This window comes from Pedobacter nototheniae, from assembly GCF_004335085.1.
In the GTDB taxonomy this organism is placed as follows: Bacteria; Bacteroidota; Bacteroidia; order Sphingobacteriales; family Sphingobacteriaceae; genus Pedobacter; species Pedobacter nototheniae.
Genome location: NZ_RQRS01000002.1, coordinates 163,805 through 177,603, shown reverse-complemented (window position 1 = coordinate 177,603; position 13,799 = coordinate 163,805). Strand labels below are relative to the sequence as shown.

Annotated in this window: 10 protein-coding genes; 6 read left to right on the top strand and 4 right to left on the bottom strand. The window is 34.6% G+C overall.

Features of this window, described 5'->3' with window-relative positions; all coding sequences use genetic code 11:
- The first annotated feature begins 7 nt into the window (after nucleotides 1–7).
- Complete coding sequence (locus EHC72_RS02715; protein WP_131535950.1) at nucleotides 8–1,975, top strand: OmpA family protein; 1,968 nt, start codon at nucleotides 8–10, stop codon at nucleotides 1,973–1,975.
- 117 nt (nucleotides 1,976–2,092) lie between these two features.
- Nucleotides 2,093–2,545 carry an NUDIX hydrolase gene (locus EHC72_RS02710; RefSeq protein WP_131535949.1) on the top strand — a complete coding sequence of 151 codons (453 nt, stop codon included), beginning with the start codon at nucleotides 2,093–2,095 and terminating at the stop codon, nucleotides 2,543–2,545.
- On the opposite strand, the gene EHC72_RS02705 is transcribed toward EHC72_RS02710, so the two are convergent.
- The gene (locus tag EHC72_RS02705; protein WP_131535948.1) at nucleotides 2,546–3,649 is read right to left on the bottom strand and encodes a DNA alkylation repair protein; all 1,104 of its coding nucleotides are present in this window, start codon (nucleotides 3,647–3,649) and stop codon (nucleotides 2,546–2,548) included.
- A gap of 128 nt (nucleotides 3,650–3,777) precedes the next feature.
- On the opposite strand from EHC72_RS02705, the gene EHC72_RS02700 reads away from it, so the two are divergent.
- The 4 genes from EHC72_RS02700 (at nucleotide 3,778) to EHC72_RS02685 (ending at nucleotide 9,601) form a co-directional block, all read left to right on the top strand.
- A complete protein-coding gene (locus tag EHC72_RS02700) occupies nucleotides 3,778–4,635 on the top strand; it encodes an NAD(P)-dependent oxidoreductase (protein ID WP_131535947.1) in 858 nt (285 codons plus the stop codon).
- Nucleotides 4,636–4,837: 202 nt separating this feature from the next.
- Nucleotides 4,838–5,227, top strand: a complete 390-nt coding sequence (locus tag EHC72_RS02695; RefSeq protein ID WP_131535946.1) for a BlaI/MecI/CopY family transcriptional regulator — start codon at nucleotides 4,838–4,840, stop codon at nucleotides 5,225–5,227.
- 34 nt (nucleotides 5,228–5,261) lie between these two features.
- Nucleotides 5,262–7,133, top strand: a complete 1,872-nt coding sequence (locus tag EHC72_RS02690) for a M56 family metallopeptidase (protein WP_131535945.1) — start codon at nucleotides 5,262–5,264, stop codon at nucleotides 7,131–7,133.
- Nucleotides 7,134–7,153: 20 nt separating this feature from the next.
- Nucleotides 7,154–9,601 (top strand): TonB-dependent receptor, encoded by a 2,448-nt coding sequence (locus tag EHC72_RS02685; RefSeq protein ID WP_131535944.1) that lies wholly within the window; start codon nucleotides 7,154–7,156, stop codon nucleotides 9,599–9,601.
- Nucleotides 9,602–9,823: 222 nt separating this feature from the next.
- Here EHC72_RS02685 and EHC72_RS02680 read toward each other — a convergent pair whose 3' ends face one another.
- The 3 genes from EHC72_RS02680 to EHC72_RS02670 form a co-directional block, all read right to left on the bottom strand.
- Nucleotides 9,824–10,171, bottom strand: a complete 348-nt coding sequence (locus EHC72_RS02680; RefSeq protein WP_131535943.1) for a hypothetical protein — start codon at nucleotides 10,169–10,171, stop codon at nucleotides 9,824–9,826.
- 339 nt (nucleotides 10,172–10,510) lie between these two features.
- Nucleotides 10,511–13,051, bottom strand: a complete 2,541-nt coding sequence (locus EHC72_RS02675) for an ABC transporter permease (protein ID WP_211660265.1) — start codon at nucleotides 13,049–13,051, stop codon at nucleotides 10,511–10,513.
- Nucleotides 13,044–13,733, bottom strand: coding sequence for an ABC transporter ATP-binding protein (locus EHC72_RS02670; protein ID WP_131535942.1), 690 nt, complete (start codon nucleotides 13,731–13,733; stop codon nucleotides 13,044–13,046). The genes EHC72_RS02675 and EHC72_RS02670 overlap by 8 nt, the downstream gene beginning before the upstream one ends.
- Nucleotides 13,734–13,799: the final 66 nt, after the last annotated feature.

Sequence of the window (13,799 nt, the reverse complement as noted above, 5' to 3'; positions counted from 1 at the left end):
ACAAAGTATGAAGTTAAATATATTAATCATTAGCGTTTTAGTTTTACTTGGCTTTCAGGCAAAAGTTAAGGCGCAATATGTATTAAATGAAGCCGATAAAGAGTTTGAACAATATAATTACCAAAAAGCCATAGACCTTTATGAGCAAGCATATAAGAAAAAAGCTACCCTGCATGCAGCAGAACGTTTAGGCGCTTGCTATAAATATCAAAGTAATTTTAAACAAACAGAAAGTTGGTATGCCATTGCAGCAGGAATGGAAAAAAGTTCGCCAGAAAATATATTGGAATATGCAAAAGCATTGCAAACCAATTCAAAATATAGCGAAGCCAAAATACAATACAATAAATACGCAGATTTAAATAAAAACTTAAGCCCATCATTAAAAAGCATGTGGTTACGTTCCTGCGATTCTGCCATCCATTGGATGAAAGAACCAAAATTGGTAGTCATTAATAATGAAAAAAGATTAAACAGCCCACAATCAGACTGGGGCGCAATACAACAAAAAGGAATGATTGTGTTTTCTTCAGATAGAGCTATTAAAGGCAAAGACAATCAAAGTGAAGAAAAGCCATTTTTGAAATTTGATGGTGCCAAAGAACCTAATAAAAATATTTACGGGTGGACAGGAAACCACTATTTAAAACTTTACCAAAAGATAGGTTCGGATAGTATTTCATTGTTTCCTATAAATGCCGGAACGGATTATCATGTTGGGCCAGCCAGTTTTACACAAAACGGTGATGAAATGTATTTTACATTAACCCGTATTCCTGAAAAATTAGATTACACAAAAGTAAAAATTCTTAAAGGCAAGCAAGCAACAGTTAATGTTGAAGTTTACAGCAGTAAAAAAGATGCTTCAGGGAAATGGGGTGCCATAGTACCTTTTGCCTATAACAAAGTGAACGATTATTCAGTAGGTGATCCTTTTATTACTGCCGACGGACAAAGCTTATACTTTAGCTCAAACATGCCCGGTGGAAAAGGTGGGGCGGATTTATATGTAAGTCAAAAAACTGACGCCGGAGATTGGGGTTTACCCATTAATTTAGCTGATGTTAATACCGAAGGAAATGAACGTAGTCCATTTTTTGATGCCGAAAATAACTTTTATTTCAGTAGCGATGGTAGAGTAGGAATGGGCGGATTGGATATTTTCACTTCAAAGCTTGTAGGTGGAAAAATTTCTGAACCTCAAAATTTGGGTTACCCAATTAACTCTCCACAAGATGACTTTACCTTTAATTTAAGTACGGCAACCACAGGTTTTTTCTCCTCAAATCGTGTTGATGGTTTAGGAGGAGATGATATTTACAGCTTTACGCAGCAACTGGTTTTAGCCTTTAAGTTAACCGGAACGGTTTATAACAAAAATACCAATCAACCATTAAGCAATGCCATTGTAACTTTAAATAAAACCGATGGATCTGGATTAAAGGTAGAAACTGATGAAAGCGGTAAGTTTAAGTTTAACCTTGAAAAAAATGCTGATTACCTTTTAATAGGAGAAAAAACCAATTTCAGAAGCGATGGATCTTCAGTTACTACAGTAGGTTTAACCGCATCAACTATTCTTAAAAAAGATTTATTCCTCGAAGCCATAGAAATTAATAAAGCCATTAAACTGGAAAATATTTACTACGATTTCGATAAATCAAATATCCGCCCAGATGCAGCGGTAGAGTTAAACAAACTGGTGAAAATAATGAAGGATAATCCTACTATATGGATAGAATTAGGATCACACACAGATAGCCGAGGAAATGATGCATACAATCTTACCTTATCTCAAAGAAGAGCAGATGCCGCAGTGCAATACATTATTGATAGAGGAATTAGTAAAAACAGAATTACAGCTGTTGGTTATGGAGAAACCAGGTTATTAAATAAATGTGCAAATGGGGTAAAATGCAATCCAGCAGAGCACCAATTAAACAGAAGAACTGAATTTACTATCGTTAAGCAGTAAGTAAAAGTTTTATACAAAAGCATTAGCCATGCATAGCGTATTGCGAATAGGATTTGGGAGGATCTGAAAAGCAATACCAGCATGGTTTTTTTATGTTTAAAAACCTAACTTGCATCAATGAAACAAAGCGCCGGATTATTACCTTTTCGTAAAGTAAATATGGAGATAGAGTTTTTTCTGGTTCATCCCGGTGGACCATTCTTCGCGAAAAAGGATGCTGGCTGGTGGACTATTGCTAAGGGCGAAATTATGGAAGGAGAACAACCAGTGGAAGCGGCAATTAGAGAGTTTGAAGAAGAAACCACGTTCCCTATAAAAGGAGATTTTATTGAGCTTAAACCCATTATTCAAAAGGGTGGCAAAAAGGTTTTATGCTGGGCTATAGAACAAAACCTTGATGCTGATAGCATAAAAAGTAATTCTTTTGAAATAGAATGGCCTCCACGCTCAGGTAAAATGAAAAGCTTTCCAGAAATAGATAAAGCAGGTTGGTTTACTTATCAAGATGCCGTGAAGTTAATTAACGAAAAACAAATAGCTTTCTTAGATGAACTTCTAACCTTAATCTAATTAAGTACTTAATTCAAAATTTACCTTTTCTTTTTCTGCGCCATTTATAATCATCGAAATTTGATGTGTGCCCAAATGAAACCTTCTTGTTGTAATTAAAATGAATTTTTGCTTTCTGTTAATTGCTATCTTAGAATTGGCAGAATAAATTCTTTCAGATATTTTATATACTTTCTTAGTATTCTCACCACTTTGTTTTTTATAATAAATGGCATATTCCAATCTTACCTTTTGCGCTGTTAAGTTGGTATTGGTTATAGCAAATGAAAATTCCAAACTCTCCCCAATTTTAATTTCGGGAGTTAATACTTTAAAATCAGATAATAAAATTCCCTCATCAGAAAGGCCATAGTGTTTAAGTATTTCTAGATGCCCCTGCTTTAACAAAGTGCGGCAGCCATGTTTTATAATTGCATCCGTTTCCTTGTTAAGACCCGTCCAGCGTTGAGCAATTTCCAAAACCTTTTCCGGATGATCCTTTGCAATATCATTTAAATTATTTGCCACACTTCGTCTAACCCATTCAGAAGGATCATTTTTAAGGTTTTCAAGAATCGGAAGAATCGAAGTTGGATCTTTCTTTAACGCCGGGATTCCCATTGCCCAAGGCAATCTTGGTCGGCAGCCCTCTGTAGCCAATCTCCGAACCTTATGATTTTCATGCTGAGACCATTTGTGCATTTCAGCAATCATATTATCACCATACTTTAAGATAAATGGACGAACAGCAAATTCGCAGCTAACAAATTGTGTAATAAACTCAAGCGCTTCCACAGAAGTCGAAAAATCATCAAGGCCATAAGTTTCAATATAATCTGGCAAAAACATGTAAGCAAGCCCATCCTCTCCAATACCTTTAATTTTCAACTGTTGAATGGTTTTTTTTATGAAATCAACATTTTGCGAATAATTTCCAGGTAAAAGCTGATGCAATACTTTAGAAGTATGCTTCATTCTTTCCTTTAATTCCATTATTTCAAAATCAGCAGTGAAAATGGCATTCAAGAAATTGGATTTATTGAAATTAGGAATCGTGACCACAAAAACACTACTTAACCTTTCATAAAAGGCTGGAGAATATAAATTTTTAAGAAGGCTGCTCATATTTTGAATATCTGCTAACAAAGTTAATCCTTAAATTATATTTTGTTCCATCAATAGCATTTTTACGATTAACCCACACATTTCAGTTTTTTGTTTGCCAAATTTGTTAAACCACTAATAAATAAAAAATGAACAATATTAAAATAGGTTGGATTGGTTTAGGCAATATGGGAATCCCAATGGCCGAGCAATTGTTAAAAGCAGATTACGACGTAACCGTTTATAATCGCAATAAAGAAAAGGAAGCCTCATTAAAAAATATTGGCACAAACGTTGCTTCAACCCCAGCAACATTAATAGAAAAAACTGATGTAGTATTTGTAATGGTTTCTGACGATAACGCTATTGAGGAAATTTTTAACGGAGAAAACGGACTTCTAAAAAGTAATTCTTCAGGAAAGTTTATTGTTAATATGAGTACCGTTTCACCAGGTATTTCCAAAGAAATGGCAAATGCTTGTCAGAAAAACGGAAATGAGTATTTAGATGCACCAGTATCTGGAAGTGTAAAGCAAGCAGAAACTGGGCAGCTGGTGGTTATGGTTGGTGGAAATGAGGCAGCCTTTGAAAAAGTAAAACCTATTTTAGAAAAGTTAGGAAAAATGGCACTGCGTGTTGGTGATACTGGAGCAGGCAATAGCGCCAAGTTGGCAATTAACTCACTGCTGGCCTATTACACACAAGGCTTGGCAGAAACGGTATTATTTGCAAATGAACAAGGCATTAAAACCGAAGATTTATTAAACCTGATTAACAATGCAGCCATAGGAAATATTTTTACGAAAATTAAAGGCGATGCTATTGCAAGTGATAATTATAAGGCTGCATTTGCGTTAAAGCATATTGTTAAAGATTTAAAACTAGCAAAAAACGAAGGCCTTTCTTCCCCTTTAGCTAAAACCGCTTTGCATACATTTCAGCAAGCCGAGGCTACTTATGGCGAAGAAGATCTTATTGCTGTAATTAAAGCATTAAAAAAGAACTAATTTATTCTCAATATTAACCATAGATGATTCATTTAGAGAGTATTTATTTATGGTTATTTCTTTGCTCTAAAACTTATTAACCACAAATAACAAGGATAGCTACAGATAAATTTATTTTATTTGTGGCTATCCGTGGTTAAAAAAAAATAAAAAAAAACAACATAATATTTGCATCGTACGAAAACTATCGTACCTTTAGGTTATGAAAGTTACTCAAACTGAAAATAACCTCCCTGAACCTACTAAAGCCGAGCTAGAAATATTGCAGGTATTGTGGGAATTTGGCCCTTCAACGGTTAGGTTTGTAAATGATAAATTGAATGAGCAACGAGAGGTTAACTATACTTCTACGCTTAAACAGATGCAAATTTTGGCAGAAAAGGGAATCTTAAAACGCGATGAAAGTCAGATGAAACACATCTACATTCCGGTTGAGGCAGAGGAGAAAACGAAAGATCAATTACTGGATCGTTTTGTAAATACCCTTTATAAAGGTTCGGCTTCAAAATTAATGATGCAACTTTTAGGGAACGAAAAAACATCAAAATCAGATATAGAAGAGATTAAGAGGCTATTGGATAGCATGGATTAATAAACAGTAAATAAAATTCTAAAGAACCACCATTATGGAATTTAAAATATTTAATCTTTTACCTCAAAACTGGCTTCACGCTTTAGGTACCACACTTTTTCACTCGCTTTGGCTTGGTGTTATCCTGGCATTTGTTAGCGGTATAGTTATATTTAGCACACGCAAGGCAAGCGCAACAACCCGTTATAATTTACTAACAGCTTGCCTGGCACTTTTTGTAATTGCTATTGGCGTTATATTTTATAATGAATTAGGAGCATCGGTAGCAGCACAAACGCTGGTTAATGTAAATACGATCAATGTTTCAAATACCTTAAACCAGCATATATCTGATGGAACAAAGGCTGAGCTACAAATAAACCTTGATAAAATATGCTCCCTTTGGAATGCCTATAACTATCAAATAGTAATGATTTGGTTTTTAATTATCTGCGTAAAAAGTATTCAATTACTGGTAGGGGTTAATACCATTCATCATTTAAGAAATAACCAGGTTTATGCTGCAGGGCGAAAATGGGACGAAAAATTAGAAGAACTTGCCGCGAAATTAGGCATCAATCAAACTGTTAAATTATTACAATCAGGCTTGGCGGATGTACCTATGGCTGTTGGACATTTTAAACCTTTAATTTTAATTCCCCTTGGATTAATAAATGGCTTATCAAGCCCCGAAGTAGAAGCAATACTCTCTCATGAACTTGCGCATATTAAACGTAAAGATTACCTGGTAAATTTTCTACAAAGCTTTATAGAAATCGTATTTTTCTTTAACCCAGCCGTATTATGGGTTTCAAAATTAATTAAAACCGAAAGAGAACACTGTTGTGATGATTTAGCGATTGCCTGTGTTAACGATCGTAAAAACTATGTTAAAGCCCTAATCTTTTGTCAGGAATTTAAGCAAAGTGTACCCAACTACGCTATGGCCATTACCGGCAAAAAAAATAATCTGTTGCATAGAGCCAGCAGAATGTTATTCGATACCAAATCAACCCTAAATAAAATGGAAAAGACAATTTTAACCGTAGCACTCGTTTTTGTAGTGCTGTGTACGGCTGCATTTAAAAACGCAGGACAAGCAAAAAGCATCATTACAAAACACATTTCTACTGCAATTACTACTATTGAAAACACAATAGTACAAGACACAACTAAAAAGAATAAAACCGTTAAAAGCAAAGAAACAAGCATTGCCGGAAAAAATCAATCCCCAGAGGATCTTGAAAAAGCAATTTCTGATAAAGTACGTGCTATGGATGAGCAAATATTGGCAAATGATAAAGCTTTACAAGCGGCAGATAAGCAACGTGCTATAAATGATGCAAAAGCTACTAAACATGAACAAAGGTACGAAGAAGATCAAAAGCGTTACGCGGCTGATGCAGCACAATATGCCAGAGATGCAGCGCAATTTGCTAAAGATGCAGCGCAATATGTAGAAGATACCAAGCGATATGCAAAAGAAGGAAAGAGCTTGCCTGTGCCACCAACACCGCCAACACCCATCGCCATTCCTATGCCCAGAAACTCAACTACACCACCCACACCGCCAACGCCAATAACTCCTGTAACAGCAGTTATGCCACCATCGCCACCGTTGCCACCAGTTACTTTAAAAAATGGTGAGGCCAAAACAAACTCAACTAGCGAGCATACCTACAAATCAGTTACGGTAACTAATGGAGATGGAAAAGATTATACAGACGAAATTAACAGCGAATTGTTAAGCGATGGCATCGTTACTCAAACCAACAAGCTATCTTATAAGTTGAATAAAGATAATTTAATCGTAAATGGTGTAAAACAATCCTCAGATTTACACAAAAAATATAAATCTAAATACCTTAAAAAAGATAATCGTTCTTTATTGTACAACTATGAGGTTGATACTAAAAATAAGCGCTAAGACTGAAATAAAACCATATTATGAAATTTAAATTAACGGCTTTTTTAGTCGCATGGCTTTGTATTGCCTCAACTTTTGTACATGCTCAACAACCCGAAGCCAAAATTTACGGACACGTAAAAGATGGAGAGCAGAAAAATATAGAATTTGCAACCGTAGCGTTATTAAAGGATTCAGTTTTACTTAAAACAACATTTACAGAAACTGATGGTCTTTTTAGCTTTACTAAGCTTGCTTATGGCAAGTATCAAATTAAAATTTCGGTTATGGGTGCACCAATCTACACCAGCGCAATACTTGTTGTTGATGCAAACCATGCTGATATTAACCTACCAGATATTAAAATAATTGCCACATCTACCAATCTTAAAGAAGTAAATGTAACGGCACAAAAGGCTTTTGTAGAACGTAAGATAGATAGAACGGTTGTAAATGTAGATGCCTTAATATCCAATGCTGGTAGCACAGCGCTTGATGTTTTAAGTAAATCGCCGGGCGTAAATGTTGATCAAAATGGCAATATTACCTTAAAAGGAAAAAACGGTGTAACCATATTTATTGATGATAAACCAACCTATTTATCAGGCAATGATCTCGAAAACTATTTGAAATCCTTGCCTTCATCATCGCTAGATCAAATTGAATTAATGACTAACCCACCTGCAAAATATGATGCAGCAGGCAATGCAGGGATTATCAATATTAAAACTAAAAAAACTAAGATTGCAGGTTTCAATGGAGGTATTAATATTGGGTTAAACCAAGGGGAGCTAACCAGATCAAACAACAGTTTTAATTTTAACTATAGAAAAGATAAAATTAATGTGTTTGGAAATTTAAGCTACAACCTAAATAATAGTTTTACCGATTTAGATTTAAACCGTAAATATAAAAAGCCAGATGGCAGCCCAGATTATTACTTCAACCAAAATTCTTATTTCAGAAGACACGGAAATACTTTAAACCTTAAAACAGGATTAGATTACTACGCATCAGATAAAACAACCTGGGGTGTAGTTTTTACGGGAATGAACCGAAAATCCAAACAAGTAAATAACAATACAAGTAATTTATCTAACGCTAGTTTGCAGCTGGACTCTATTATTAAAGCAGAAAATATTGATAATATTTTATATCAAAATGCTGGCGTAAACTTAAATTACCGCCACAAATTTGATAAAGCTGGTAGAGAATTAACCATCGATGCAGATTACCTTCTTTACCGGAATCAAACAGATCAAACGTATTATAATTACAGTTACCTGCCCAATATGGCTTTAAAATCTCAAGATATTTTATCAGGTAGCTTACCTTCAAACATTGATATTTACACTGCAAAAGCTGATTATTCTCACCCTTTAAAAAACAACTGGAAGTTGGATGCAGGCGTAAAAACTGCCTACACACAAACAGATAATATTGCTGATTATTCTATAACGGCTAATAACAAAACAAGCGCCGATTACGAAAAAAGTAATCACTTTATTTACAAGGAAAATATTAATGCCGCCTATTTAAATTTTAGTAAAGAAGGGAAAAGATTCTCTCTGCAAGTAGGGTTGAGGTACGAAAATACCATTTCTAACGGGCATCAGCTAGGTAATATCGTAAAACCCGATTCGAGCTTTAGAAGAACATACAATAGTTTATTCCCTACTTTTTATTTTTCTTATAAATTGGATACCGCGGGCAACAATCAACTTGGTTTAAATTATGGCAGAAGAATTGATCGTCCTTATTATCAAGATTTAAATCCATTTTTTTCTCCACTGGATAAATTTACCTACTATGTTGGTAATCCCTTCTTAAAACCTGCTTTTACGCAAAGTTTAGAGCTCTCGCACACATTTAAAAATAAAATTACCACCACATTAGGCTACAGTTGGGTGCGAGATGAGGTAAATGAAACCATTGAAATTGTAAACGGAACTTATTACAGCAGACCAGCCAATGTGGGTAAAACAACCGTAAAAAACATATCGGTAAATGGTGAAATAGATCTTTCCAAATGGCTTAAATTAAATGCATACCTGGAGTTGGGTAATATTATATCGAAAACAGATTTTTATACCGGCTTCTTATCTACCAACGGTACTTATTTTAGAACGGCACCAAACTTACAGATAAAAATTAGCCCTACATGGAATGCTGAAGCCAACTTTAGTTATCAAAGTAAACTTTCAAACGTACAGTTTTTAGTTGCTGCCGTACATGAGTTTGGAGCAGCAGTGCAGAAAAAACTCTCACCTAAAAGTACTTTAAAGCTTTCAGCAAATGATATTTTTAGAGATCGGGTATTTGTAGGCGTTATTAATAATTTAGCAAACACAGAAGCCAACTGGACTAATAGAGGAGATTCAAGAACGGTTGTACTCAGCTATAGCTATCGTTTTGGAAAGGCTTTTTCTACACCAAATAAACACGAATCATCAGGCGCTAACGAAGAAAAAAACAGAGTTAAGAACTAAAAATTATCAAATTATTATATTAATTACAGTAAAACAGAAAATACCAATAAGAATAACTCTTCCTTGTTTTTTGTTTTACTGTAATTGACGAATCGATACCCGAAACGAATATTTTGAAAATCTATAAAAAGTAAAAGCAGCAGTATTTTTTTATTTAGCTTCATTTTTATAAACTCTCTGAAAGAATATTTTTTAGAACAAAATATTTATGCTAATATGAGATTATTCCTTTCTAACTCTTTTAAAAGTATATTCTTTGGGATTTAAGCTTCCCTGAATCATATAAGTTGGAACCAATTTTAAACTGTCAGCACTAATTTTTGTTACAGCGTATCCATCACGCATCCAATCATTGTACTTATCACCTTTTGATAAAATAATTACAGCTTGATCTTTAAATGTCTTTCCGTCCATTTCGTAAGAAATATATCTCAAGCTGTATTGCTTAGGTAAAAAGTTGGTTTTAGTAGATATAAAGTATTTACTGAAAGAGATAACACTTCCATCGGCGCCAATAAAAGCAGTTTTGGCATATGGGTTATGAGATACTAGAACCCAGTATCCTGACAAATTTTCACGAAGTATGTTTGAGCTTTTATTATCTGAAAATACTGAACTTATTAGCGTCCAAAAATATAACCCAAGAACTAACAAGCCACAAAAAACATAATAAAGATTCTTATACATTTTTTATCTACTACTTATCTTTCTTAACTTTCCGATCAAATTAAGGATTTAATTAATTATTAGCTACCACATCTCCATTACATCGGTACGCATATTATTTTAGATGCAGTAATTTTAAACTCTTTACAAATTATTCATATTGGAAGATTTTCTTCTCATTTTGCTGTAAAAGTGCAAAAAATATCTCAATACAAATAATACAATAAACATTCTAACTATAACTTAATTCCCTTCGTTTCTTAAAATTTTAAGTGGCGGTTGGTTCAATACATTCCTACTACTTAAAACACCAGTAATTAATACCAATAAAATAACTGATCCAAAAAGAATTAATGTTGGAATAAAAGGTGGAATAAAAACTACATCAAAAAGAAACTTAGCCAAAACCCAGCTGCTGCCCAATGCTAAAATTAAGCCTGCGGCTGATGCAAAAAAGCCTAAAAAGAAATATTCTATTGCGGTAATGGTTAAAATTTGCTTCCTGCTTGCACCCATTGTTCTCAGTAAAATACTTTCTTTAGTACGTTGGTTTTTACTGGTTAATACAGCCGAAATTAAAACAATCCACCCTGTAGCCATACTAAAGCCCGCCATAAACCTAATTACGAAACCAATTTTACCAAGCAATTCATCAAGCAATTTTAAAATAAGATCGAGATCAATAACAGAAACATTGGGAAAATCCTGAACAACAGCAGCTTGAAACTGTGCTGAAACCTCTGCTGATGGGATTCTAGTCATAAGTACATAAAATTGCGGCGCATCCTCAAGCACACCTGTAGGAAACACAACACGAAAATTGGTTTGCAATCTACTCCAGTTTACTTCCCTCAAACTCCCTACAACGGTAGGAATCATCATGCCCTGCACATTAAATAAGATGGTATCCTTCAATTTCACATGGATTCTATCAGCAAAAATCTGATCCAAGGAAATATAAATGGTTTTGCCTGTTTCTGCTTTTCCAATCCAGCTACCAGCGGTTATTTTTTCTGCTGCTGTTAAAGTATCCTGATAAGTTGTTCTAATCTCATTCTTAAACGCCGAGCGATTGCTGCTATCAGCACTAGCTTTCTTACCATTAATTTCCTCAATCCGCATTGTAATTACTGGAACCTGGTTCATTAACGGAAGATGGTAAGAAGCAGTTAATTTATTTAGAGGTTCTTTTTGAGTACTCTGAATATCAAATAAAACCATATTCGGCTGATTTTTTCCGGAAGAAAATGTAACCCTATTTATCAAAATAACCTGTACAAAGTATAACGTACAAATAAATGCTGTAGATAAACCAATGGAAACCGTAAGCATTAAAGTTTGGTTATTTGGACGATATAAATTAGCAAAACCCTGTCGCCATAAATAACTTAAAGAATCTGGTAAGAGTTTTTTGACCAGAAACATCAATACTTTTGAAAATAAAACCAATAACAAAAATGCTACTGAAATACCAATGGTAAACATAAATGTTTGTAGCCAACCCTTCATTTGGAGGTAAGTAAAGCCAAAAACAAATAAAACCATCAGGAAATAAACAAACCAAAGGAGTAAATCTCTTTTGCCTGCTACCTTTTCAAAAGAAACACGAATGGCATTTAAAGGTGAAATTTTTCTAACAGATAGGAGTGAAGGCAAGGCAAAAAGAATTGAAATAATTAACCCTAGTAAAATTCCTTGTCCAATAGCCAACCCTGAAATCTGCATGCTCACTTCCACAGGTATAAAATCCTTCATAACCAGTGGGAACAAAAACTGAATTACTGTACCCAATACAGCCCCTAAAAAAGCAGCTATAAACCCTATGATGGAAATTTGAATTAGGTAGATAAAAAAAGCATCTCTTGCCTTTAAGCCCAAGCACCTTAATGTAGCTATTGCGCTCAGTTTTTCTTGAATATAAACATGAATAGCACTTCCTACACCAATACAACCTAATAATAAAGCAATAAACCCTGATAAAGCAAGGAACCGATTTACATCTTTAAACGATCGCCCTGTTTGTGCCTTTCTTGATTCTACTGTTTCAGCGTCGAGGCCTTCCTTATCAAACCTTGGCTGCATTTTTTTAACAAAAGCATCAACATTTGAAGGGTTATTGTATCGATAATAAAAGCGATTAATTACCCTGCTTCCTAATTGAATTAACTTAGTTTTATCCAAATATTGAAGCGGAATATAAACGGTTGGCGCTATACTAGCTGCAATTCCGGTTTGACCGGGAGCTTTATTTAAAACTCCAGAAATGAGGAAATTAAGTTCTCCAATTTTTACTGAATCACCAACTTTAGCTTTAAACTGAAGCATTAAGGTTTGGTCTACAAGCGCATTTCTACCTTTTTGAAAGTTTTGTGCAGCACTAATAGGGTTCGTTTCTATGGTTCCATAATATGGATATTTACCCTTTAAAGCTTTAATTTGAACCAATCTGCTACCATTACCTTTTAAAAAGTAAATCATTGAACCAAAGTTTTTTTCCTGAGATCGCTCATCTCCGAGCGTATCCAGCATGCTTTGGGTGTTTTTACTGATTTCTTTACGACTTTCTATAATCAAATCAGCACCAGTTAACTCTTTAGCTTGCTTATCTATATCCCTTTGTAAATTATCTTTAAAAGAATAAACCGCAACAAGAGCAGCAATCCCTAAAACAATAGAAGATATAAAAAGAAATAACCTTGATCGGTTTCTTCTACTATCTCTCCAAGCCATTTTAAATAGCCATGAAATGCTTATTTTTTGCGTTTGTACGGATGAATTAGGCATGGCTCTGGCTTTCGTCTGACTGAATTAAGCCCCCTTTTATTTTAATAATTCGACCGGTACGGGCAGCAAGTTCCAAATCGTGGGTAACAATAACCAAAGTTGTACCTGCATCTTTGTTTAAATCGAATAAAAGCTTAATGATTTTTTCGCTTGTTTCGGCATCAAGATTTCCCGTTGGTTCATCTGCAAAAAGAATAGCCGGTTGGTTAGAAAAAGCTCTCGCTAAAGAAACTCGTTGCTGCTCTCCACCAGATAATTGTACCGGATAATGATGAGAACGATCAACCAAACCAACTTTATCCAAAAGCTCAAGCGCCTGTGCTTTAATATTTTTTGCACCACGTAATTCAAGTGGAACCATCACGTTTTCTAAAGCCGTTAGCGTAGGAAGGAGCTGGAAATTTTGAAAGATAAAACCAACGTATTTATTCCGAACAGCTGCACGTGCATCCTCATTTAATCTCTCCAAAGCAATTTGATTAAGCTCTACACTACCGCTACTAGATTGATCTAAACCTGCGCATAAACCCAGTAAAGTGGTTTTTCCACTACCCGATGGTCCTGTAATGGCTACCGTAGAGCCTGCTGTAATTGAAAAGTTAATTTGATCCAGAACGGTTAATTCCCGTCCTGCACTTTGATAAATTTTACTTACATTTCGAATATTTAGGATACTTTCCAATGGATGAGGTTTTAATTTTAAATGATGATTGGGCGACAAACATAATATGGATGTTCCCTGTTAAAT

Coding starts and splice junctions, on each gene's coding strand:
- EHC72_RS02715 (WP_131535950.1), top strand. CDS start 8: ATGAAGTTAAATATATTAATCATTAGCGTTTTAGTTTTACTTGGCTTT.
- EHC72_RS02710 (WP_131535949.1), top strand. CDS start 2,093: ATGAAACAAAGCGCCGGATTATTACCTTTTCGTAAAGTAAATATGGAG.
- EHC72_RS02705 (WP_131535948.1), bottom strand. CDS start 3,649: ATGAGCAGCCTTCTTAAAAATTTATATTCTCCAGCCTTTTATGAAAGG.
- EHC72_RS02700 (WP_131535947.1), top strand. CDS start 3,778: ATGAACAATATTAAAATAGGTTGGATTGGTTTAGGCAATATGGGAATC.
- EHC72_RS02695 (WP_131535946.1), top strand. CDS start 4,838: ATGAAAGTTACTCAAACTGAAAATAACCTCCCTGAACCTACTAAAGCC.
- EHC72_RS02690 (WP_131535945.1), top strand. CDS start 5,262: ATGGAATTTAAAATATTTAATCTTTTACCTCAAAACTGGCTTCACGCT.
- EHC72_RS02685 (WP_131535944.1), top strand. CDS start 7,154: ATGAAATTTAAATTAACGGCTTTTTTAGTCGCATGGCTTTGTATTGCC.
- EHC72_RS02675 (WP_211660265.1), bottom strand. CDS start 13,051: ATGCCTAATTCATCCGTACAAACGCAAAAAATAAGCATTTCATGGCTA.